Below are 21,069 nucleotides of genomic sequence, written 5' to 3'. Positions count from 1 at the left end.
CCATGCTTCTTAACTGAATAACTGAGCCCGTTGTCTGCCCGATCCGGTTCAACGGGCTTTTTCATGGTCCAATCAACGCCAGCCACTGAGTCCACCACCATTGGGGGCCCATTAACCAGACCAGCCAGATCCCCACACCAATGAAAGGACCGAATGGAAAAGGTTCTCTGGGTTTCAGGCGGCCTGTGATCCTGCCAATGATCCCGAACAATGCTCCTGAAATCACAGCGATGCCCATCGCCACGCCCAGTCCAGCCAGTCCCAGCCATGCCCCGGCCATGGCTGCCAGTTTGGCGTCACCCAACCCCAGTGCAGGCTGACCCACCAAGCGTTCGGCCAAAGCGCTGAGTGCTTCCAGCACCAATAACCCCGCTGCTGACGCCAGCAGATGATTGAACAGAAGGCTTCCCTCCGTCTGCTGCTCTGCAAAGGCTGCAACAAGTCCAGTGGCCAGCAGACCTGCAATCACTCCTCCGCGGCAGATCGGTTCCGGCAGCCAGAGGTGATCGATGTCGATCAGCACCAGCGGCATCAACAGGCTGATCAGCACGAATCCGCCCACCAGCGTGACCAGAGTCGTTATGGGGTCTGTTGAAAACGTGCCAGAGCTGAAGCCGATAGCCCACGTCGCACTCAGCCACAAGCCTGCTGTGAGCGCCTCAACCAGGGGGTAACGCGCTGAAATGGGTTGATAGCAGTTGCGGCAGCGTCCTCGCAGAGCCAGCCAGCCAAGCACGGGGATGTTGTCGTGCCATTGCACGGAATGGCCGCAGTGAGGGCAGCGACTGCCGGGCCATACAACGGACTCTCCTCTCGGAAGCCGCCAGACGACTACGTTGATGAAGCTGCCAACACAGGCTCCTGTCAGCAGCACGATCAACAGGAGTGGGTTCAAGACCCCTGCCCTCTGAGCCGTTCTTTTGGATTGCGTGGTCGCCTGAGCCTGCGACTGATCAGTTCTGCACTGATGAATTGTTCGTCGGGCAACAGTGTTGGGGCATTGAGAACCACACGTCCCTCTGTGAGATGGATATTCACCACCACTCCGTAGGGTTCGAGTGAATGGGTTGATTCGCTCAGATGCTGGAAATAAATGCTTCGTGCCAGAGCGATCAGACGTCTGCTGTCCACTCGGTCCCAGCGTGGAGTGAGGCTGGCGTTTCCGCCGGCTCCCGCGATCACGAAGGATGGAGGAGAAACAGAAATAGGCCCACCTGAAGCATCAGATGAGCCCACGATAGGACTGATTGGAGCTACTGCTGAGAAGAAATCAGTTCAGCTTTTTCTTCTCTTCAATCATGCGATGAATGATTGGAGTGAGGATCAGTTCCATGGCGAATCCCATCTTGCCTCCGTTCACCACAATGCTGGTGGGACTTGACATGAAGGAGTCGTGGATCATGTTCAGAAGTTCGTTGAAATCAATACCCCATTTCTCTCGAGCACCCTTGCGGAAGTGAATGATCACGAAGCTTTCGTCCGGGCTGGGAATGTTCCTGCAGATGAAGGGGTTGGATGTATCGACTGTGGGGACTCGCTGGAAATTGATATCGGTACGGCTGAACTGGGGACAGATGTGATTGATGTAGTCAGGCATCCTGCGAAGGATGGTGTCCACAATTGCTTCAGCTGAATAGCCACGCTCGGCATTGTCACGGTGAATCTTCTGAATCCATTCGAGATTGGTGATTGGCACCACACCGACCAGGAGATCAGCGAGTGATGCCACGTCGTAGGCATCACCTTTCACGCCACCGTGAAGACCTTCGTAAAACAGCAGGTCAGTGCCTGTGGGAATGTCTTCCCAGGGTGTGAACTGGCCCGGGTTCAGATCGACTCCCAGACGTGAATTGTGTTCAGCGGCTTCTTCAGGACTGTGCAGGTAGTAGCGCTTCTGGCCCCCTCCTGTTTCGCCGTAGACGCGGAACAGTTCCTCAAGATTGTCGAACAGGTTGGCTTCAGGGCCGAAGTGGGAGAAGTTCTCACCCTTGGCCAGTGCATCAGCCATGGCATCTCTCATGGCCATGCGCTCGAAGCGGTGATAGCTGTCACCTTCAACGACAGCCGGTGTGATGCTTTCACGGGCGAAGATGTGCTCGAAGGCACGCTTCACGGTGCTGGTGCCGGCACCTGAGGAACCGGTGACAGCCACGACGGGGTGACGCTTCGACATCGACGGAGGCAGATCTGGCCCGAAGAGTTTGGCAGGTCAACGGACCGATTTCGAATTTTGCTTGATCAAATCTGTTCAGAGTGCCCTGAGCAGCTCTTCACCCATCGCCTTGCACCCCAGTGGTGTGCAACCTTCCGCCATCAGATCGCCGGTGCGGAAGCCCTTGGCCAGCACCTGATCCACAGCCTTTTCCAGTGCGTCAGCAGCGCTGGGCTGCTTCAACCCTGTCCTCAGCATCATCGCTGCGGAGAGAACCATGGCCATGGGGTTGGCCTTGTCTTGTCCGGCAATGTCCGGAGCTGATCCATGCACCGGCTCAAAGAGCCCCGGCCCTTCACTTCCGAGAGACGCTGAGGGCAACATGCCGATGGATCCCGTGAGCATGGCGGCCTCATCGCTGAGAATGTCGCCGAAAAGATTGCCTGTGAGTAAGACATCGAACTGACGTGGAGCCCGCACCAGCTGCATGGCGGCGTTGTCCACGTACATGTGACTCACCTCCACCCCGCTGTAGTTGCTGGACAAGGCATTCACTCGGTCTCTCCACAGCTGGCTGACATCAAGAACGTTGGCCTTGTCGACCGAGCAGAGTTGACCTCTGCGCTCAGCCGCCAGCTCGAACGCCACTCTGGCGATTCGATCCACCTCTGAATTCGAGTAGGTCATGGTGTTGAAGCCCCGTTCCTCTCCGTCTGCTTCGATTCGACCCTTTGGTTGGCCGAAGTAAATGCCGCCGGTGAGTTCACGGACGACCATCAGATCGACTCCTTCAATCACTTCTGGCCGGAGACTGCTGGCATCGATCAAGGCAGGCACAATCTTCACCGGACGGAGATTGGCGAACAGCTCCATGCCTGAACGCAGAGCCAGCAGTCCGCTTTCCGGTCGCTTGTCTCTTGGCAATGCATCGAAACGTGGACTGCCGATCGCGGCAAGCAAGACGGCATCTGCTGCACGGCATGTCTCCAGCGTGCTTGCCGGCAACGGTTCTCCGGTTGCGTCGATGGCGGCTCCACCGATCAGTTGCTCATCGAACGTCAGGCTGAGGTCGAAACGTGCGGCGACGACTTCAAGAAGCTGACGGGCCACGGCCGTGATTTCCGGACCAATGCCGTCACCGGGCAGAAGAACGACACGATGCTGATCCATGTTGCCGAGCCCGGACAGTGCTGGGGGGAGATTACTGAGCGGTCTCTGATCCTTCAGGCCGGGAGGCTGCTGGCGCCACCTGGCGCTGGAGCTGACGGAGCTGTTTGGTCATTTCCGGCAATTTGCTGAAGGCCGCAGAGCAGCGCAGCCAGAGCCTGTTGGGAATGGCTGGATAACCACTCACCACTTCCCCTGAGGCGATCTCGCCATGGATGCCGCTTTTGGAGCTCGCAATGGCTCTGTCGCCGATCACGGCACGATTGGCGACGCCGACCTGTCCGGCAAGAATCACCCCATGACCGAGACGCGCTCCGCCGGCGATACCCACCTGTGAGGCCAGGGCGCAGCCCCGTCCTGTCACCACGCCGTGGCCGATCTGGACCAGATTGTCGACTTTGCTGCCGGCTCCAATCCGCGTTTCACCGACGGAAGGACGATCAATCGTGCTCCCGCAGCCGATCTCGACTCCATCTTCGAGAACCACCAATCCGGTCTGGGGCATCTTGCGCCAACCCTTGGCCGTTGGAACAAAGCCAAACCCCTCGGATCCCACCACTGCATTGGAATGCACAACGCAACCCTTGCCAATGCGGCATCCGGGGTGGAGAACGGCATTTGCGTGCAATTCGCAGCCTTCCCCGATCTCCACGTTGCCGTAGATCACCACGCCTGGATGGATCACGGTTTGAGCTCCGATCCTGGTGTCATCGCCGATCGTCACGTTGGCGCAGACGCTGACACCAGCGCCAATCTGCACGCGATCGGAGATCACGGCGCTGGGATGAATGCCGGCGTTCTGAACAGGACGGGGATGCAGTTGTTCCAGTGCCTCAGCGAAAGCAAGTCTTGGATCGCGACAGATGGCCCAGGCCAGTTTTCTTTGCTCGGCAATTGTCTTCAGCTCCTCCTGATCAGGGAGAAGTAGTGCACCCACTGCACTGGTTTCCAGGCTGGTGATCAGGGCGTTGCCCTGTTCAAGGAAACTGAGCTGATCGGATTGTGCGCACTCCAGAGAGGCCGCCCCACGCAGGTCCGGATCTTGGCCTGTGGACACCTTCAGAACACCGGATTCGCCCTGCTCAAGAATGGCGATCAACTCGCTGAAGCGCATGGAGACGTACCGATTGACTGAACATCGTTTTCACAGCTGACATTCTCAGGCTGGTTCGCAACACATTCGTTACTGGCAGCCTTGGAGAATCCAGTGAGAAGTTCCAGTTAATTTAGCTGGCAAAGAGGTTGATGATGCACGCTCAACTGTTGCGAAATCAGGACTTTTCGAGAGCGTAAGTAGGCGGTTCTGGCTGACTGCGTTTGCCGAACAGCTCGAGCCGATGATGGTTCATGAAAGAATTTGTCGACTTCTTGACTCTTCCTGATTGTGTCAATGCCTCCAAGGAAGTGCGTCAGCATTTTTGTGCTTGATTTTTTGAGATTAAGTCCATGAGTGCTGGGCTTTTTGGCCTGAATTTTTGGAGTAATTGTTTTGATAAATTGATTTCAATGTTTGTTTTTGCGGCGTCTCTTTCTTGTTTGCGTGTTGTCTTCGTCCGATTTTGCTTTATCTGGAAAAGGGTTGGGTGGTCTGTTGGCTATGCTGGATCATCTCATCAATCAGTTATGTCAAAGTGGGTTCTGATTCTTGGCGGTTTATATTCGTTCCTTCTTCTTTATATCTATGTGATTTTGCCTGCTATAAAGTAGTTCTTCTCTGCTGGTTCGATGCCAAGGCTTTCATCTGTTTGAAAGAATCAATTCTTTCAGGTTTTGCTGAACTATTCTTGTTGGAGTGAATGGATTCTTGTGCGGCGGAGGGAGGTCTGGTTGAACGATGGTTGGTTTCCGGCGTTGTTTGTTGTAGTAGAAGCTGATACCGCCACATGGCCAATCTCTCGCTAAAATAAAGTGGAATGTTTACTATGTTATGTCGGCGAAACAGGACCCGATTGTCAGTTTATTTGCTGCTGCCTCTGTTGGGGCGTTTCTTTTGACGTCTTGGCTAGCCCACGATTACGCCAATATCATTATTCCCTTTCTCTTTCTCAGCATGATCTGTGCCAATGGATTTGGATACTATATGGGACTTTCTGCGAACAAGTAGTCTTTTTGCTGAATTAATGTTTGAATTAGTGCTGAGTCATTGAGTGGGCTTGATGGATTTAGCAAGTTCATCCGCGTTTAAGTTCTAATTTTGACTCACTGTTTGTTAATCAGGGCTCTGGCGTGTAGTGGGCATCGTCAAAACCATGGCGTCGCGATGAACCACAACTGGTGAACCGCCAGTGGTTGTCTGATTGGGTGACTGCCTGGTGAGCAGATCTTTCAACTTCTCGCTACTCATTGTCGCAAGACCTCGAGCCACCTCCTGGCCGTCCTCATCAAGCAGGAGCACAGCCTGATTGGCGTCGAACTGGCCATCGAGCTCGGTGACACCAACAAGCAGAAGCGAAGCTCCCTTGTTCAGCAGTGCCCTACAGGCCCCTGGATCAAGGTGCAACGAACCTGTTGGCTTCAGTGCATGGGCTAGCCAACTCTTGCGATTGCCAAGCGGTTGAGGATGGGGATGGAAAACAGTGCCGCCTCGCCCTCCTCGCAGAATGTTCTGCAAGGCCTCAGACTTTCTGCCATCGCCCAGATGCACTGTGACGCCGCTTGCGGTAGCGATTCGAGCAGCCGCAAGCTTTGTGGCCATTCCCCCGGTCCCCCACTTGCCGCCGTTGCCTGCACCTTCTTCAAGCGCTCCGATCTGTTCAGCATCATGCACATCCTTGATTGGAGTTGCATTGAAATCACTACGAGGATCCGCTGAATAAAGACTGTCCACATCAGTGAGCAGAATCAGTTCATCCGCTTTAAGTGCAGCAGCCACGAGTGCTGAGAGGGTGTCGTTATCGCCGAATTTCAGCTCGTCCGATGACACCGTGTCATTTTCATTCACCACGGGGAGCACTCCCCACTCCAGCAGCTGATTCAGTGTGGCGGATGCGTTGTGGTAGCTCAGGCGGTCTTCCAGGTCCGCGCGAGTGAGAAGCACCTGCGCTACGGGAATGGAGTGGAGGGAGAAGGCCATTTCATAAAGGCTCATCAGATATCCCTGGCCCACTGATGCGGCAGCCTGCAGGCCTTGAAGGCTGAGGGGACGCTGCTTCATTCCGAGTCGTTGGCAGCCGAGACCAACGGCTCCAGATGACACCAACACCGTTCGATCACCGCTGTCCATGCTTTCCGCCAGTGTGCTGGACAACCCTGCAATCGCCTCAGCTGTGGACGTCTCTTGGCGTTGTCTCAGCAGGCTGGTGCCCACTTTCACAACCCTGAGCGTCATGGCCCCACGGCTCCGAAAACTCTGGCGAGATGTCGTTCCAGCCTTTGAACCCGATCGTGACTGCAGGGTGTGCCGTCGAAGCGAGGTGGTTTCACCAGCACGGTGTATAGCCCCAGTCTGTTGCCGGCAAGCACATCAGTGAACACGCGATCTCCCACCATGGCGATCTCGGCGGGCACATTGGGAAGCTTGCTGATCACACGGCGAATCGCTCCTCCTCGAGGCTTGGCTGCCGAGCAGGTGTATGTCACTTTGAGCTGATCCGCCACTGCCTGGATTCTCTGACGCGAGGGGTTGTTGCTGATCAGATGGATGTGCAGCAAACGCGATGCTTCGTCAGCCCAGCGACGCATTGGAGCGGGAAGTTCCACATCACGCCCTGGGAGCAGGGTGCGGTCAACATCGAGCAGCAGAACCCTGATTCCCCTCCCAATCAGGGGTTCAAGGGGCAAGTGGGCCAGGGTCAGGCCTGGATCCCAATCCGGTGTCAGCCAGTGACGCTGCATCACTCAGGCAGTCCCTGTTCATCCAGCTCGGCTTCAATCCTTGGTTGAACGCGGTCGAACTCCTCGCCTTCGACCAGCAAGGCTGCACCGTCGTCCATCCTTGCCACCACGAAGAAGGGATCCAGAGGGATGTACAGGCCGTATTCCTGTTCATCCACCAGAAAACTCACCAACAGTTCATAGGTTTCGGATTCATCATCAACGTCCTCTTCGTCGAGTTCCTCAGGATCTGGTTCATCAAGCTCACCGTTCACGGTCAGAGTCACCGCTGAACGAACCAGGGTTAGATCGTGTTCCTGAAGCACGACGTCAGCGACTGAAAGGATCGGTTCACTGCTGGTGATGCTCTCAATCAGCTCTGGATCATCCCTGTCTCGCAGCCGGAACAGACACACAGGCGTGTCAACCGGAGTGAGCAGGGCGTAATCCGTGTCATCGAGTGGAATGAGCTGCTCCAGAAAGCAGAGCAGGTCGTGTCCGTCACGGTCCTTGACGAGAACGGTGGGCACCTCGCCGCTGGAAGCAGGTCCGCTTGAACTCATGGCGCTGGAGGAATTGAAATACAGGATCTTGCATCAGCATCCGTTTCGCCACGATCGACAGGCGCCATCTGGACTGGTTGTGGCTCAGGCCCATCGGCCAGCCACTGTTCAAGCAGCAGTGCTGCAGCGGCGCTATCCAGTCGCCCAGTGCGATCACCATGCAGTTGATGGCGTTCTCCAGCTGCCCAGCTGCTGCTGTGCTCGTTCACAAGGGCCATCGGAAGTGACAAGGCGCGGGCCAGACGGACTCCGTAGCGATAACAGTGTTTGGCTTGCGTGGTCGGGTTGCCGATCTCATCCAGGGGGAGCCCCACGACCAGAGCCTCAACCCGGCGTTCAACGCAGAGTTTTTTGATTTGACTGACATCGTCGCCGAAGTCGCCACGTTTCAACGCTTGGAGTGGTGTGACCGTCAAGCCAAGGCCATCACAGCCTGCCAGTCCGATTCTTCGGCGGCCTACATCAAGGCTGAGAGCCGATCGCGCGCGGGGACGTGAGCTCAACTCATCGCCTCGGGGCCAGGCTCGGGGTTGGCAGTGGAGGTTGTTGAGGCTGCAGGCGACCGAGCATGGATTCAAGTGGCCTGAGCCCACCCAGGCTGCGCTGGTGCACACGCCTCCAGATGCTTCGCCCCAGCATCATTTCCAGTGGTCCTTCCTGCCATCCCTGGCTTGCGAGTATGGACCTCAGCTGATGGTCCTCCTCCGCTATGAGGAGTGTTGGGGAAACCTGCTGACTGAGCAGTTGAGACAACGCTGCGGGTAACCCAATGCCGATGCGTTCATCCCACGCCGGTCCACGCAGCACTTCCAGACGGGGTGAATCCATCCCCCAGGGACGTCTGATCAGCCCTGCAATCACCTGACTGCTTCCATCTCTCTCAACGGTCAGAACCGTTGACCCGCCGCCGCGCAGGTCGAGCAGATCGCACCACTGGCGATCGAGGATCTGTCTGTGCTGTGGGCTGATGCTGGCCTGCTCCAGGGCCAACAGCTGTCGTGCATTGTCCTGGTTGAGAGGATTCCAGGAGAGTCCATCCGAAAGCTGCAGGCTGCGCTGCGCTTCAGGGGGTGATGGCGAAACCGGGATCGGCGGATTCCAGATGCGCGCCTGCCGCAGAGGCTGGAAGCCAAGCTCTCGCAACAGATCCAGTTGCGGTCGGTCCGTTGGGTCGCAGCGTACGAGCCAGCTGCGACAGCGAGCGATGTCATCGTTCAGCGCCTGCTGGATCAGCAATCGCAGGCCTTGCTGGCGACTGAAGTGACGAGGTGAAGCAAGGGTGAGAACATCGAGATGCCAGCAACTGTTGCGACGGTTGCTGGAGCGCATCAGAAGCAGAGATTCAATTTGGTCCGCTGATTCTGAGGACGACTCGATCAGAGCGAGCACCCGCGTGAGTCGCGCATTGAGAGGGTCAGGAAGAAACTGTTCGAGACGGCTAAACCATGACTGAACCAGCAGGCTCTGCAGAGCGCTGTTTTCAATATTGGAACAGGGATCGGGAACCGATGCGATCTGGCCCAAATGCCCAGCTTTCAAGGGCTCGACCCGGAGCCGGAATCCCGCTGACGTTGCCACGGCAGGCCTCCACCACCTTTTTAATCTATCGCCGCCTTTCGTTGTCTGAGGTCAAGCCGGCCTGACCAGCACCAGTGGAGTGCGCTCGTTGGCATTCCCCGCCGGGTTGGGGCGCAGAGCGCGATGGAGCAGCGCTTCATCACAGCCGCTGCTGGAGGCCAGGACCTTCACCCGTCCAAGATCGTTGACATCAACGATTGCAACGCCAACGCCGAGGGTGTCTGCAGCATCTTGGCAAAGCCGGACCGGGTCCTCGGGGCCAAGCACGATGGTTTGGTCGTAAGGGGGTGTTGTTCCTGTGATGTCATCAATCAGGCGCGCTTGATCGCCGGCGAGTCGATAGAACCAGCCTTTGAATCCAATCATTTTCAGCGCCAGGCCGATCGACCACGCGAGCAGGACTCGGGTTGGTCCGACCTGATCGATCAGTGTTTGCAAGCCGCAGGCCGTGGCGAGGCTGCTGGTGGGGTGGAACACGCGGCAGAGCAACCGAGCGATCCAGGACGGTTCGACCATGGATGGATGGGTGTATCTCCCCTGAATCACCGCGACAGGGGTTTCCCCGATCGTGAGAATGTCCCCTGGTTGCACCAGCTCGCCCGCATAGTCACGAAGCACCTCAATGGTGCTGTCAAGAGGGCCAAGCAGGTGTGTCTTCAGAGGAAGCACTTTGCAGTTCTCCCCTGAGCGGAATTCAGCTTCGCTGGGCTGTCGCACAGCGGGTCTGCGCAGAGGAACCACCACGCCCTGGCGACGATTGAGACGTCCGAAGGGGCCGTAGTTCGTCCAGTGGACATCCATCCAGACCGTATCGACCCGATCGGCAACCGCAGCATCTGTCAGACCGCTGAGGCTGACACTGACCTCGATGCGAGTGCTTTTGTGTCCTTTCACGATGTAGGCCGGCCAGTACCCGTCGGCCCGGGTGTCCTCGTCAGGATGGTGGGGTGTGATCCGGGTTCTGACCATCACATCGCTGAGGTCCGAGCTGCCGATCAGCACCGGTTTGACCTGCAGCTCAGGCACCATCACCTCCATGCGCGCATGAGGATTGGTGATTTCGATCCATCCCTCCAGTTCAAGGTCATGGCCTTTGATCGCGACACTCCAGTCCAGTTGACGGAGTTTCAGCGGCGATGCGGGCCTCAGGCGGTGCCGCGCTTCGATCCAGAACACTCCCAGTCCGATCAGGAGCAGGATCACAAGCAGAACACACATGTCAGCGTCGGCTGTCGGCCGGTCTCAATGGCGCGCAGCGTAAGGCGTCCGCGTGAACGTTCAACGTGAGATCACTTCCGTGTTGAGCTCGTTGAAACTGAGGCTCATGCTTTCACCCTGTGGAGCGGGAAGTCCGGTTGCCTGACTGATGGCGGCGTTGATCTGCTCCAGAGGAACTTGCCCCTCCTCATCGAGCAACAGCTGGCCATCTCCATCGATCACCACCACCTGCGGAACAATGCCGTGCCAGTAATACGCCGGATCACCGTGGTCGCTGGTGGTTGTCCCCTGCAGTGCATCAGTGGTCAAAGGCAGGAGATCCACGCTGTTTCCCCAGAGCCTCTGAAGTTCCGACACAGCTGGAGAGAAGGCTTTGCTTGTGCTGCTGTCATCAAGGTAGAAGACGATGACGCTCGTGCGCCCTGCTTGCTGGGACTCAGCCAAGGTGACGGCCGGAGGAACCAGAGATCCGTTACCGGCATAAAGCGCGAAGATATTGCCGTCGTAGCTGTCGGTTTCCCGGATGGCCTTAGCCGGTAACGCCATCAGCATCAAGGCCAGCACCGCGACGATGGAACGGATCAGCAACGCGGTCATAGCAGCGGAACAGTCCGTGCATTCTGAGCCCTGGTCAACCCTGGCCGCTGACAAGTCAGCTGCGCCCGAGACTTCGACCCATCCCTTGAGCAATGCCACGTCCGATCAGACCGATGGCCCGACCCACCACCTGGGTCAGCACCACCACCATCAGGTCACCAAGACGTTTCACCAGGGCCTGAACCTGCGGAGCGATGGCATCACGGGCTTCCACGATCAGTGCGACCTGCTGTTGCCACCATCGCAGTCGCCTGAGCTCCTCATCTCTCGGCTCTGTCAACAGCAACGGTTCGATGCGTCCTGTCTTGAGGCTGAACAGCAATCGTCGACTTTCATACAAGCGGATCGGACGTTCAATCCAGTCCTGCCAGCGCGACTGACTGTTGAGTTGGTTGCGCAGACGTTCGAGTTCGCGCGTTGAGATCAGATCCTGCTGCAGGAGATAACGGCGCAGTTCGGGCCATTCGCCGCAGATGCCGAGCAGTTCGGAACCAATCAGCTCAGCGGTGCGCACAAGCCAGTTGCTGATCAGGGTCTCCAGCTGCAGCAGAGCCCTGGGATCGTCCGAGGGAAGCAGCTGACCATCGACGAGGACCGGTTGATCCAGAACCAGCGACGCCAGCATGGTCTGTGGATCTGGCAGCTCATCATCCGATTGCCGGAGATCCGTCCGATCCACCAGCTGGTCGGCCACGGCAACAAGATTTTCGCCCTGCGGAAGCCTCACATAATTGCCTGCAACGCTGCGCAAAGCCTGTTGCTTCACTTCCGTCTGCAAGGACTGCCAGCGAGCACTCAGTGCTTTCTGGTCGCGTGTGCTGACGAGCTCATCGCCACGCAGACGTAAGAGAACCTCATGCAATTGCTGCAGAAGAGCCAACAAAAGGTCACGGCGGCGTTCCGGATGAAGCCCTTCAATCGCCAGCAACTGACCTGTGCCGTTTCCCAGTCCACTGCTCACAGCTCCTTCGAGTCGTTGCTGAATGGCATGCCAGACGGCCGTCGGTTGCCGGTTGCTCAGAGTCAGTTCTAAGGATTGGCTCTGATCACGCAGCGGCACCACCTCAGCAAGGCCGGTGTGAAGAGGTCCCCAGAGCCAAAGAAGCAGGTTCCTGGCACTGCGCAGTTCACGACAACGACCTTCCAGCATCAGTCGCATCACAAGATGCTCAGGCGGGAGATCGAGCAGCGCTTCGATGACCTGGAGATCTCGACCGATCTGCTGAAGACCACTGACCAGAAGCCACTGCGCCATGCTCAGGTCCTGCTCGCTGGTTGAGGCGTGAGCTGAATGGGGCTTGATCTTCAGCACCCTGCCTCCGTTAAGAAGGGTCTGAACCGCCTCCCTGAGGGCTGCTAGGTCAGGGTCCTGAAGGATGCCGTCGCAGTTCAACGAGAGCAGTGCCTGGGGATCACGTCTGTAGTCGGCGGGTAACAGCAGCAATGTTGGTGCAGGAGTCCAGCGTTGTTGCAGCTGAAGGATCTCCCGCTTCAGGATCAGAGGCTGCGTCTCCGACGGCAGAGACCAGATCACCAGTGACGGATGACCCTGAAGTTGATCAGCCGAACGTCTGACCCGAAGTGTCAGCTCGTCAGTGGAGAGTTCCGCAGCAAGGCTTTCACCGAGAAGATCGGGAGCGAAAAGCAGAATCTCCCGGTCCTGGTCGATCACGATGCCCTGAAACTGTGCTGATGAGCGTCAAGGTAACGGCACTGGCGAGGATGCTCCAGTGGCAATTCTTGGACGACCGTTCAACTGCAGGGTGTACGACTCGATGTTGAATCCGGTCCGGCGTTCGATTTCTCTAAGAAGCTCGTCTGGAAGTTTCACATCCAGGTCTTCGATCACACCTGTCTCCAGGCAGGTGAGATGGCTGTGTGGATCATTGCGATACCCGTACAGGCGACCACTGGCTCGATCGAGACACTCGATCACACCTGCACTTTGAAGTGCTTCAAGGTTCTGATAAACGGAGGTATGGCCGATTCGCCGACCTTGCTGGTTGAGTTTCTCAAAAATGTCTCTGGCGCTGAGGTGACTGGCTTCTCGCCACAGCAGGTCGAGCACCATTCGCCGCTGTCGGCTGAGTCGCATGCCTTGATGGCGGCAATGATCGAAGGCATCCTCAAGGGTGCGCTTGTCGCTGGATCCCTGTGGCAGAAATGACTCGACCAGCGACTCCACGGCAGTCGTCGTAATAAATTCAGGTTAGACCCGTGAAACCGACCCGACGGGATGATGCTTTCAGGCCATGTCGTTCAACAGTCCTGTTGATGGGTCCTGAAGTCGTCCATCGCCAAGCCCCATGAGCGCCTCTCGCAGATCGATGCGGCCGTCGTAGAGGGCTCGTCCAACAATCACCCCCTCAACACCCAGCGGTTCAAGGGCCAACAGGGCAAGCAAGTCAGCCATGCAGCCCACTCCGCCTGAAGCGATCACAGGCACGGAGCTGGCAGCCGCCATTTGCCTCAGGGCCTTGAGGTTGGGTCCCGCAAGGGTTCCATCGGTGCTGATGTCGGTGCTGATAATGGCTGCAATCGCAGATTCACTGAACCGTGCGGCCAGTTCAGTGGCTTCCGTATCGCTGTTTTCCAGCCATCCCCTTGTGGCGACCTTGCCGTGCCTGGCATCAATGCCAACGATGATCCTGCCGGGGTGGCGGTTGGCCAGTTCCACAACAAGTTCCGGTTGCTCCAACGCGACCGTCCCAAGAATGACGCGTTCGAGACCGCATTCCAGAAGTGCTTCAGCGCGATCTGCCGAACGCACGCCGCCGCCGAGCTGAACAGGGATCGAAAGCGACTCGGTGATGGCACGAACGGCAGCATCGTTGATTGGCTGACCGCTGCGGGCACCATCGAGATCCACGAGGTGCAGACGGCGAGCCCCTTGGTCTTGCCAGCTCAAGGCCTGGGACACCGGATCATCGCTGAAGCGGGTGACCTGGTCGTAGTCCCCTTGGTGTAAGCGGACGCAGGCCCCTCCCAGCAGGTCGATGGCTGGAATGATCTGCATGGCCGTTGCAATGGACAGACTCCCATCCTGCACCGGTGGGTTGGGCACGCTTCAATAACCGCTGGTCTGTCTGGGCGCTCGTGCAAATCCTGTTGATGGGGGGAACCCGCTTTGTCGGCAAGCCCCTGGTGATCCGTCTGCTTCAGCAGGGTCACAGGCTCACCCTCTTCACTCGCGGCCGTCAGCCCGTTCCTGAGGGGGTTGAGGCGGTGAATGGAGATCGTGGAGATGATCAGGCCCTGGATCAGCTCAAGGGCCGCGCTTTTGATGTGATTGTCGATAGTTCCGGGCGCACGTTGTCGGACAGTCAGCGGGTGTTGGAGCGCACCGGTGCACCAAGCCATCGTTTTCTCTACGTGAGTTCAGCGGGTGTCTATGCAGGCAGCCACACCTGGCCACTCGATGAGGACAGCCCCCTTGATCCGGCAAGTCGTCATGTCGGCAAGGGTGAAACGGAGCAATGGCTCCTGCGTGAAGGGATTGCTTTCACCAGTTTCAGACCCACTTACATCGTCGGACCTGGGAACTACAACCCAGTGGAGCGTTGGTTCTTCGATCGCATCGTCAATGACCGTCCCATCCCTTTGCCTGGAGACGGAACGACCATCACCCAGATCGGCCATGTTGAGGATCTGGCTGAAGCCATGGCCCGCAGCCTTGAGGTGGATGCTTCCTGCAATCGCATCTACAACTGCTCCGCCAAGAAGGGGATCACATTCCGAGGCCTGATCGAGGCGGCAGCTCTGGCCTGCGGTCGTGAGCCCGGCAGTCTTGACCTGCGCAGTTTCGACCCTGCCGGGCTCGATCCAAAGGCGCGCAAGGCGTTTCCCCTGAGACTGAGTCATTTCCTCACGGATATCAGCCGGGTCGAACGCGAGCTGGCCTGGAACCCACGCTTCGACGCCCATGGCTGCATGGCAGACAGCTACAAGCGCGACTATTCGCTGACTCCAACATCGGCACCGGACTTCAGTGCCGATCAGGCGCTGATCGGGGGCTGAGGTAGGCGATCGCTGACCAGAGGGCAAGCACCAGGCCTGGCCAGAACAGCCCCCACCCCAGTGCATGCAGGACCTCAGTGATCTGGACGGATGTCCAGCTCGGGGGCCAGAGCATCAGAAACAGGCTCAGGAACTGAAAGGTGGTTTTCCATTTCCCCAGCCAGGAGGCTGGAGCGCCTCCATTGCTGCCTGACCTCCATCCGGAGATCAGCAGTTCCCTGGCCAACAGCAGCCATACAGCCCACAGCGGCAGTTGTCGCTCGGCTGCCAACCAGATCAATGGAGCGCTGATCAACAACTTGTCAGCGAGGGGATCGAGCTTTGCGCCCCAGCTGCTACCTCCGTCAGCCCTGCGGGCCATCCATCCGTCAGCCCAGTCGCTCCATGCTCCAATCAGCAGCAGCAGCCAAGCCCAGCTTTGCTGTCCGCAAGCCAGCAACAGCAGCAACGGTGCTCCAAGCACGGCGCGCAGCAGGGTGAGTCGATCGGCCCACAATCGCCAGGGAGAGATCAAGGCTCAGAATGCGTGCAGTTGATCAGGTCCCATGGTGCTCCAGCAGACAGTCGGGGAGGTGATGTCCGCTCCGGTGCTGACGGTGACGGCGGAGACACCTCTTCAGGATGCAGTCAGCCTGCTCAACGATCACCACGTGAGTGGCCTGCCAGTGGTTGACGTGGACGGCGTTCTGATCGGAGAACTGACCGAACAGGATCTGATGGTCCGTGAGAGCGGTGTGGATGTCGGGCCTTACGTGATGCTGCTCGACAGCGTGATTTACCTGCGCAATCCGTTGAACTGGGATCGCCAGGTGCATCAGGTGCTGGGCAACACTGTTGGTGATCTGATGCACCGCGACAGCCACAGCTGTGATGTCAGCCTTCCTTTGCCGAAGGCTGCTTCGATGCTGCATGAAAAGGGCACCCAACGTCTGATCGTCGTTGATGCCAATCGCCGTCCTGTCGGGGTTCTCACCCGCGGTGATGTGGTTAGGGCCCTGGCGTCAGCTCAGAGCTGACGCTGAGCGACTGGCTGGATACGGATGGCAATGGGTTTGATCAGACGGAAATCGACCATGTCACCAACACTCAAATCGGCAAAAACCTCATCTTCCAGCTCAGGGCGGATGTCGAGCTTGTGAATCTTGCCCAGTGGGCCTCTGAGAGTCACCTTGTGATCGGTGCGAGAGAGTCGCACAACTTCTGCTGTTCCACTGGCCATGGCCACCCGGGCTCCAGCAGGCACCGGTCCGAAATCACGACCCAGCTCGCGGTCCTCTCTCTGGAGAGTGAGCTGATTCTGCTGAGAGCTGCGCAGATCCACCACCAGTCCTTGCAGCATTTCAATGTTCACTTGATCTCCGACCTTGAGCCCAGCTGCGGTCGGGTCGATCGCTGAAGTGATCAGCATGCTGTGGCCTCGAGCTCCCTTCACCCTGAGCAGCTTTTGACCAGGAACCAGCTGTTCGATGCTGGCTGTGAGCTGAGCGAGCTCAAAGGCTTCAAGCAGCTCGCTTTTCAGGCTGACCTCCTGGGCAGCCAGAGGGCTCACCAGCAGTGGCTCTCCATGGCCTCGATAGCCCTTGAGGACCTGGCCTTTGGTCGAGTCGGGCAATTTGCGCACATTCACAGCCAGGGGCTGGATCAGTCGAAAATCAACGGTGTCACCAACTTGAATGCGATCAAAGGGGTTGGCTCCATCGGTGATCACCACATCCAGGTTGTTAATGCCACCGAGGGGCCCCAGCAGATCGATGCTGTTGTCTTGCCGATCGATGCTGATGACCTGAGCTGTCCCAGAGGCCAGCGCCACACGCATGCCTTTTTTCAGCTTGCCCATGTCCTCGGGAAGAATGATGTCTTCGCGGTTGAAACTCAGGTCCTGGTTGGTACTGGCTTCCAGCTCGACCACGAGGCCATCAAGAATGGAAAGTGAAACCTCGTCGCCTTGCTCCAGACCAAGGGGTTCGAGATCGATCCCCACGGTGAGGATTTCCTTGTGACCATGTGGATCGATCACCTCGATCACCTTCTGTTCCGGAAGGGCTGTGGTCACGGTGGCTTTCATTTCCGTGATCTCAAAAGCCGCCAGTTCTTGCGGAGAGAACCCTGCTTCAGCTCTATGGGTCATCCCGCAAGACACACCGAGAACGGCAGCGGCAATCCCCCTGGCGGGAAGACTTCTGAGTGCGGAACGGAACGCCTGGAAGTGAGTCACAGGTCAGAGCAGCAGTTGTGAGACGGTAGCCGCATCCGTTCTTGGGTCACAATGTCGCGGAATGTGAGTCCCGAGGCATGGTTTTTCGATTGAGGCGGATTGCTGGATCTGCAGGGTTGGCTTTGCTGACTCTCGCTCTGCTCCAAATGCCTGCAAGGGCAGAGAAGGCCATTGAAATCAGCCTCAAGGATCGTTACCTCACCCTGTTCGATAATGGAAAGGTGGTGGAGCGTTTCCCCGTTGCGATCGGTGCTCCTGAATCTCCAACCCCTGCAGGCAGTTATGCCATCACACGCAAGGAAGAGGCACCGGTCTATCACAAGGGAGGCAAGGTGATTGCACCGGGTCCCAAGAATCCGGTGGGTGTTCGCTACATGGCCTATTTCCAGGTTGGATCAGGCGAATACGCGATTCATGGAACGGCCTGGCCCAATTGGGTGAAGCTGCGTTCGGCAGTCAGCCTGGGATGTATTCGCATGCTGAACAAGGATGTGGTCACACTGTTTCAACAGGTTGATGTCGGGACTCCCGTGGTCGTCACCGTTAACTGATTCCTGTCCTGTTTGCTCTATTACCGCAGCTGAATGATGTCCGTACGCACCGCTTGTTCCGTGTTCTTCGGTTCTGTGCTCGCGCTGATTGCCAGTCCGGTATCAGCCTCTCCCCAAAAGGAGATGGCTGAGCAGGCATTCCTCGATCAGGTGGAAGCGCCGGGCCATGTGCTGGTGACCGCCCGTGGTGTTGAAGCAGTCAATGCAGAAGCTCGTCGCCAGGGCCTTCGCTTCCCTGCAGTGGGCTACTGGTCTCCGGAAAACATTTGCTTCAAGACACCCGCTACTGGTGATTGCAATGGACTCTTTCAGCGGTAAATCATTGCCAATGACTCAGGGAGTTCAAAGTATCTGTTGATCTGAATCAATCATGAGTTCAAGTCTTCGCTGCTGTTTCACGAACGCTGAATAGGGACGATGATCCATTTGATGTGTTGCTCAGCTTGAATACATCGCTCAAGTTTCTCTTTGTGCTCTGATTGAGTTGTCCTCCTGAGTTTTGCGTTATTGAATGGCTGCCCATCGACTGATCTTGCTGCTTGCGACGACATTCAATGTGATGGCGTGCTGAACAGTTATGGGAGTGCAGTGAAAAAATAAAAAATCATTCAGCGTTCCATGCCGTTCAGGAGGATTCAGCATGTCTTCTTTTCAGTAATGGCAGCGGTGAATCAGTCCCTGTTTCAGGCCATAGGCTCTACGGGTTTGGCGGCCGAAATAAGATCAAGAAGAGTGAAAAAGAATCCAAATAATTAGCTTCCAGTGGAGGATCAGATGCCTTTTTGTTCATCCATGATGTAAGTAAGGACTTGATAGAAATCAAGTTTTGAGAACTAGTATTGAATTTCCACTGATTTTATTGTCTCGGCTCTTCGCTGGCTTTCATTCACTCGTTGAAAGTCGTTTCACGCTTGATGCTGATCTAAGGCACTGGCGGTGGAAGCAAGGGCGGTGGTGGTGCCCCTATCAAGGGATCAGTCTGAGACAGACTTGGCTTCTGATCTTCAACAGGCTCTGAATCTGCATTTGATTCAGTGATTGTCTCTGGTTGATCGAATGCAGGGGATGTGAGCACCGGGGAGTCTTCACTGGGCAACGGTTCCGGTGTGAGCAGAACGGGTGGCGGGAGATCAGGAGGAAGATCGCGTTCATAGGGAGGAAACGCTGATTCCGGTCCCTCAGCGTCCGATTCTTCTCTTGGCCGCGGCTGTTCAAGCAGAACGAGTGGATCAGCGGTGATGGGCGGTTCGGGTAACGGTGAACGTTCCGCCTTGCCCTCTTGTTCGTCCTGCGAAACGCCCGGCTTCAGGGGCTGGCGTTTCGGTTTCCAGATCAGTCGAGCAACGGGCTCCACCCCTTGCTCCATGACGCGATTCAGCCCTGCAAGGGCTCGGTCCATCAGGTGATGACCAGCACTCTGGGCACAGTTCAGTGGACCCTGACACTCCACCTTTGAGCGCAGGCTTTCGGCGAGGTTTCCAACCAAGCCACCTTGCAGATGGAAGCGGCGTTCACTCAGCCGCAGCAAGTAGGGCACATGCACAAAACTGGTTGCGCCACCACTGATCCAGTTGGCGTCTTCCTCTGTGAATCCCTTCACTCCCGGGATGATCAGGCGACTCTTGGAGGCATGGTCCGGCATATATGCGGCCACTAAACCTCGGCGACGGGCCAGCTCCCTTGTCTGCTCCAGAGTGAGGCCGTCTCTGCTCATCAGCATCTCCATGCGGCCATCGCTGCGCAGTCCGTAGACCATGCGGATCCTGGGCAGGTAGTAACGGATGCGCTGGCCCATGCTGATGCTGTAAGCACCCTTGTAGCTGTCGGGCGGTTCGTTCAGATCGTTGTAGACACTGTGTAATCCACCCACGAACATGTCGTAGATCTCGGCACGTTCTGGAGTGAGTTCCCCGTAGCCGAAGTCCACTCCTCCATTCCGCTTGATGCCGACGAATGCTCTCTGTCGAGATGCTGTGCGGTTTCTGCCCTGCCAGACCTTCTGTCCGAATTTCAGATCCCCCAGAGGAACAGTGATCTCCTGTCCACCGTTGTCGATGTGACGTTCGTACATCGGGCCTGAGACGTAAGCCAGAGCTGCGGAATCCTCAAAGGCGTCCTGTTCCCGATCCCAGCCCTCGAGCAGCCCCAAACGCACCTTTCTTGGATCGAAATCGAGTGCGTAGACCTCGTCGTCGGACTGATAGCGGAAGGCTCCGAGAGCATCACCACTGGCTGCCTGCTCCAGTGGTGCGATGGCATCAGGTTGTGGAGTTCCTGGGGCCAGTGCGACAAGGGTTGCAAAGACACCCAGGGGCACACCCAGAACCAGCCAGCGTTTACGCAGTCGTTTCGGACGGGGACGACGGCGCCGAATACGTTTCTGGCGTGGGGGCGCCGCAGTGGTGGAACGGGTCCGCGTCACCATTGCAGCTTGGACCCTTTGGATGCCTGTGCGCTGTCGAGCCAAGGAACAATGGTGCCCTCGGCCACCAGCCATTTGCGGTAACGGTGACGGCAGTCGTGCCCTCCCGTCAACTCTCCGAATGCAGGAATGAGCATTCGCTGTTCCACGTTGTCGTAGGCGAAGCAGGGAAGCCTGAGTCGATCCGATCCCTGGCGCAGGATGGTTGTGGGGTGAATATGTCCGCAGAGATTGAGACCAGCACGCCCATCCAGGGGCTGTTCCGGTTCGTGGCTGAGCCAGAGCTCTCCCAGCCTGAAGGCAGGGTGCTGGGGAAAAGCACCCGGATGCAGATGGCGGTCGTGGTTGCCTCCGATCAGGAGTACCTCAGCCTCCAAGCGTTTGTGCAGGGTTCTGAGATCTGCCCTTAGGCGCTCTGTAAGTCCGAGTGGACCGTGGATCAAATCTCCGAGGATGATCACACGTTTTGGCTTCCACCGCTGACAGAGCTTCTCGAGCCGCAGCAATGTGCCCCTGTCGTCATCACTTGGAAGTGGGATTCCGCAGGCTTGGAAGACCTCCGCCTTCCCAAGATGCAGATCGGCAACAAAGAGTTCCTCGCTGGACGGTCGCCAGATGGCTTTCTCAGCCAGTAAAACCAGCTCTTCGTCTCGCCATTGCCAGCGACAATGTGCAACGTCCGTCTGTGCAGGGGCTGCTGGCTCGCCATCAGCCACACTTCTGCTGTTTTCAGCGTTGATGGCAGCCAACAGTGGAATGGACAGCTGAGATTTGCA

23 protein-coding genes are annotated in these 21,069 nt (G+C 57.3%); 4 read left to right on the top strand and 19 right to left on the bottom strand.

Features of this window, described 5'->3' with window-relative positions; translation table 11 throughout:
• Positions 1-61: 61 nt before the first annotated feature.
• The 15 genes from SynBIOSE41_RS09955 to hisA all read right to left on the bottom strand — a co-directional run bounded on the left by SynBIOSE41_RS09955 (position 62) and on the right by hisA (position 14,104).
• Positions 62-895, bottom strand: a complete 834-nt coding sequence (locus tag SynBIOSE41_RS09955; protein ID WP_186537708.1) for an A24 family peptidase — start codon at positions 893-895, stop codon at positions 62-64.
• Entirely contained in the window at positions 892-1,236 is a 345-nt protein-coding gene (locus SynBIOSE41_RS09950) for a hypothetical protein (RefSeq protein WP_186537707.1), read from the bottom strand. The genes SynBIOSE41_RS09955 and SynBIOSE41_RS09950 overlap by 4 nt, the downstream gene beginning before the upstream one ends.
• A gap of 34 nt (positions 1,237-1,270) precedes the next feature.
• Entirely contained in the window at positions 1,271-2,173 is a 903-nt protein-coding gene (locus SynBIOSE41_RS09945; RefSeq protein ID WP_186537706.1) for a phosphoribulokinase, read from the bottom strand.
• 75 nt (positions 2,174-2,248) lie between these two features.
• The gene (gene leuB, locus SynBIOSE41_RS09940) at positions 2,249-3,322 is read right to left on the bottom strand and encodes a 3-isopropylmalate dehydrogenase (RefSeq protein WP_186537705.1); all 1,074 of its coding nucleotides are present in this window, start codon (positions 3,320-3,322) and stop codon (positions 2,249-2,251) included.
• A 31-nt stretch (positions 3,323-3,353) separates the two neighbouring features.
• On the bottom strand, positions 3,354-4,433 hold the full coding sequence (gene lpxD, locus SynBIOSE41_RS09935) for a UDP-3-O-(3-hydroxymyristoyl)glucosamine N-acyltransferase (RefSeq protein ID WP_186537704.1): 1,080 nt from the start codon (positions 4,431-4,433) through the stop codon (positions 3,354-3,356).
• Between the two features lie 1,095 nt (positions 4,434-5,528).
• Positions 5,529-6,647: a glutamate 5-kinase gene (gene proB / locus SynBIOSE41_RS09930; RefSeq protein ID WP_186537703.1), complete on the bottom strand. Its 1,119-nt coding sequence runs from the start codon at positions 6,645-6,647 to the stop codon at positions 5,529-5,531.
• On the bottom strand, positions 6,644-7,153 hold the full coding sequence (locus tag SynBIOSE41_RS09925) for a YqeG family HAD IIIA-type phosphatase (RefSeq protein ID WP_186537702.1): 510 nt from the start codon (positions 7,151-7,153) through the stop codon (positions 6,644-6,646). Before SynBIOSE41_RS09925 ends, proB begins: the two co-directional genes overlap by 4 nt.
• Complete coding sequence (locus SynBIOSE41_RS09920) at positions 7,153-7,695, bottom strand: DUF3727 domain-containing protein (RefSeq protein WP_186537701.1); 543 nt, start codon at positions 7,693-7,695, stop codon at positions 7,153-7,155. Before SynBIOSE41_RS09920 ends, SynBIOSE41_RS09925 begins: the two co-directional genes overlap by 1 nt.
• Positions 7,692-8,198 (bottom strand): Holliday junction resolvase RuvX, encoded by a 507-nt coding sequence (ruvX, locus tag SynBIOSE41_RS09915; protein ID WP_186537700.1) that lies wholly within the window; start codon positions 8,196-8,198, stop codon positions 7,692-7,694. The genes SynBIOSE41_RS09920 and ruvX overlap by 4 nt, the downstream gene beginning before the upstream one ends.
• A 1-nt stretch (position 8,199) precedes the next feature.
• Positions 8,200-9,273, bottom strand: a complete 1,074-nt coding sequence (locus tag SynBIOSE41_RS09910; RefSeq protein ID WP_186537699.1) for a hypothetical protein — start codon at positions 9,271-9,273, stop codon at positions 8,200-8,202.
• Positions 9,274-9,324: 51 nt separating this feature from the next.
• Entirely contained in the window at positions 9,325-10,491 is a 1,167-nt protein-coding gene (locus SynBIOSE41_RS09905; protein WP_186537698.1) for a F420-0:Gamma-glutamyl ligase, read from the bottom strand.
• A gap of 60 nt (positions 10,492-10,551) precedes the next feature.
• Complete coding sequence (locus SynBIOSE41_RS09900; protein WP_186537697.1) at positions 10,552-11,088, bottom strand: thylakoid membrane photosystem I accumulation factor; 537 nt, start codon at positions 11,086-11,088, stop codon at positions 10,552-10,554.
• 55 nt (positions 11,089-11,143) lie between these two features.
• Positions 11,144-12,760, bottom strand: a complete 1,617-nt coding sequence (locus tag SynBIOSE41_RS09895) for a DUF3685 domain-containing protein (protein WP_186537696.1) — start codon at positions 12,758-12,760, stop codon at positions 11,144-11,146.
• A gap of 27 nt (positions 12,761-12,787) precedes the next feature.
• On the bottom strand, positions 12,788-13,183 hold the full coding sequence (locus SynBIOSE41_RS09890) for a Fur family transcriptional regulator (protein WP_082823282.1): 396 nt from the start codon (positions 13,181-13,183) through the stop codon (positions 12,788-12,790).
• A gap of 150 nt (positions 13,184-13,333) precedes the next feature.
• The gene (hisA, locus tag SynBIOSE41_RS09885; protein WP_186537695.1) at positions 13,334-14,104 is read right to left on the bottom strand and encodes a 1-(5-phosphoribosyl)-5-[(5-phosphoribosylamino)methylideneamino]imidazole-4-carboxamide isomerase; all 771 of its coding nucleotides are present in this window, start codon (positions 14,102-14,104) and stop codon (positions 13,334-13,336) included.
• An 80-nt stretch (positions 14,105-14,184) separates the two neighbouring features.
• Between hisA and SynBIOSE41_RS09880 the strand changes: the two genes are divergently transcribed.
• Entirely contained in the window at positions 14,185-15,105 is a 921-nt protein-coding gene (locus tag SynBIOSE41_RS09880; protein WP_255476043.1) for an NAD-dependent epimerase/dehydratase family protein, read from the top strand.
• On the opposite strand, the gene pgsA is transcribed toward SynBIOSE41_RS09880, so the two are convergent.
• On the bottom strand, positions 15,074-15,619 hold the full coding sequence (pgsA, locus tag SynBIOSE41_RS09875; protein ID WP_186537694.1) for a CDP-diacylglycerol--glycerol-3-phosphate 3-phosphatidyltransferase: 546 nt from the start codon (positions 15,617-15,619) through the stop codon (positions 15,074-15,076). The genes SynBIOSE41_RS09880 and pgsA overlap by 32 nt on opposite strands.
• Positions 15,620-15,650: 31 nt before the next feature.
• On the opposite strand from pgsA, the gene SynBIOSE41_RS09870 reads away from it, so the two are divergent.
• A complete protein-coding gene (locus tag SynBIOSE41_RS09870; protein ID WP_186537693.1) occupies positions 15,651-16,121 on the top strand; it encodes a CBS domain-containing protein in 471 nt (156 codons plus the stop codon).
• Here the strand turns inward: SynBIOSE41_RS09870 and SynBIOSE41_RS09865 are convergent.
• Positions 16,112-17,320 (bottom strand): hypothetical protein, encoded by a 1,209-nt coding sequence (locus SynBIOSE41_RS09865; RefSeq protein WP_186537692.1) that lies wholly within the window; start codon positions 17,318-17,320, stop codon positions 16,112-16,114. The two genes, SynBIOSE41_RS09870 and SynBIOSE41_RS09865, sit on opposite strands and share 10 nt — an antisense overlap.
• A gap of 77 nt (positions 17,321-17,397) precedes the next feature.
• Between SynBIOSE41_RS09865 and SynBIOSE41_RS09860 the strand changes: the two genes are divergently transcribed.
• Entirely contained in the window at positions 17,398-17,871 is a 474-nt protein-coding gene (locus SynBIOSE41_RS09860) for a L,D-transpeptidase (protein WP_186537691.1), read from the top strand.
• 36 nt (positions 17,872-17,907) lie between these two features.
• The gene (locus SynBIOSE41_RS09855) at positions 17,908-18,189 is read left to right on the top strand and encodes a hypothetical protein (RefSeq protein ID WP_186537690.1); all 282 of its coding nucleotides are present in this window, start codon (positions 17,908-17,910) and stop codon (positions 18,187-18,189) included.
• Between the two features lie 604 nt (positions 18,190-18,793).
• On the opposite strand, the gene SynBIOSE41_RS09850 is transcribed toward SynBIOSE41_RS09855, so the two are convergent.
• Together SynBIOSE41_RS09850 and pdeM are read right to left on the bottom strand one after the other, a co-directional pair.
• Entirely contained in the window at positions 18,794-20,296 is a 1,503-nt protein-coding gene (locus tag SynBIOSE41_RS09850; protein WP_255475698.1) for a hypothetical protein, read from the bottom strand.
• Positions 20,290-21,009 carry a ligase-associated DNA damage response endonuclease PdeM gene (pdeM, locus tag SynBIOSE41_RS09845; RefSeq protein ID WP_255476042.1) on the bottom strand — a complete coding sequence of 240 codons (720 nt, stop codon included), beginning with the start codon at positions 21,007-21,009 and terminating at the stop codon, positions 20,290-20,292. Before pdeM ends, SynBIOSE41_RS09850 begins: the two co-directional genes overlap by 7 nt.
• Positions 21,010-21,069: the final 60 nt, after the last annotated feature.

This window comes from Synechococcus sp. BIOS-E4-1 (genome assembly GCF_014279995.1).
Taxonomy (GTDB): Bacteria; Cyanobacteriota; Cyanobacteriia; order PCC-6307; family Cyanobiaceae; genus Synechococcus_C.
The sequence above is the reverse complement of the archived record's forward strand: the minus strand, read 5'-3'. Positions and strand labels throughout refer to the sequence as shown.

Bases quoted from the DNA above. Each gene is read 5' to 3' on its own strand.
- leuB (WP_186537705.1), bottom strand. From the start codon at position 3,322: ATGGATCAGCATCGTGTCGTTCTTCTGCCCGGTGACGGCATTGGTCCG.
- SynBIOSE41_RS09925 (WP_186537702.1), bottom strand. From the start codon at position 7,153: ATGCAGCGTCACTGGCTGACACCGGATTGGGATCCAGGCCTGACCCTG.
- SynBIOSE41_RS09905 (WP_186537698.1), bottom strand. From the start codon at position 10,491: ATGTGTGTTCTGCTTGTGATCCTGCTCCTGATCGGACTGGGAGTGTTC.
- lpxD (WP_186537704.1), bottom strand. From the start codon at position 4,433: ATGCGCTTCAGCGAGTTGATCGCCATTCTTGAGCAGGGCGAATCCGGT.
- SynBIOSE41_RS09870 (WP_186537693.1), top strand. From the start codon at position 15,651: ATGGTGCTCCAGCAGACAGTCGGGGAGGTGATGTCCGCTCCGGTGCTG.
- hisA (WP_186537695.1), bottom strand. From the start codon at position 14,104: ATGCAGATCATTCCAGCCATCGACCTGCTGGGAGGGGCCTGCGTCCGC.
- SynBIOSE41_RS09860 (WP_186537691.1), top strand. From the start codon at position 17,398: ATGGTTTTTCGATTGAGGCGGATTGCTGGATCTGCAGGGTTGGCTTTG.
- SynBIOSE41_RS09920 (WP_186537701.1), bottom strand. From the start codon at position 7,695: ATGAGTTCAAGCGGACCTGCTTCCAGCGGCGAGGTGCCCACCGTTCTC.
- SynBIOSE41_RS09855 (WP_186537690.1), top strand. From the start codon at position 17,908: ATGTCCGTACGCACCGCTTGTTCCGTGTTCTTCGGTTCTGTGCTCGCG.
- SynBIOSE41_RS09890 (WP_082823282.1), bottom strand. From the start codon at position 13,183: ATGCGACTCAGCCGACAGCGGCGAATGGTGCTCGACCTGCTGTGGCGA.
- proB (WP_186537703.1), bottom strand. From the start codon at position 6,647: ATGACGCTCAGGGTTGTGAAAGTGGGCACCAGCCTGCTGAGACAACGC.
- SynBIOSE41_RS09900 (WP_186537697.1), bottom strand. From the start codon at position 11,088: ATGACCGCGTTGCTGATCCGTTCCATCGTCGCGGTGCTGGCCTTGATG.
- SynBIOSE41_RS09945 (WP_186537706.1), bottom strand. From the start codon at position 2,173: ATGTCGAAGCGTCACCCCGTCGTGGCTGTCACCGGTTCCTCAGGTGCC.
- SynBIOSE41_RS09850 (WP_255475698.1), bottom strand. From the start codon at position 20,296: ATGGTGACGCGGACCCGTTCCACCACTGCGGCGCCCCCACGCCAGAAA.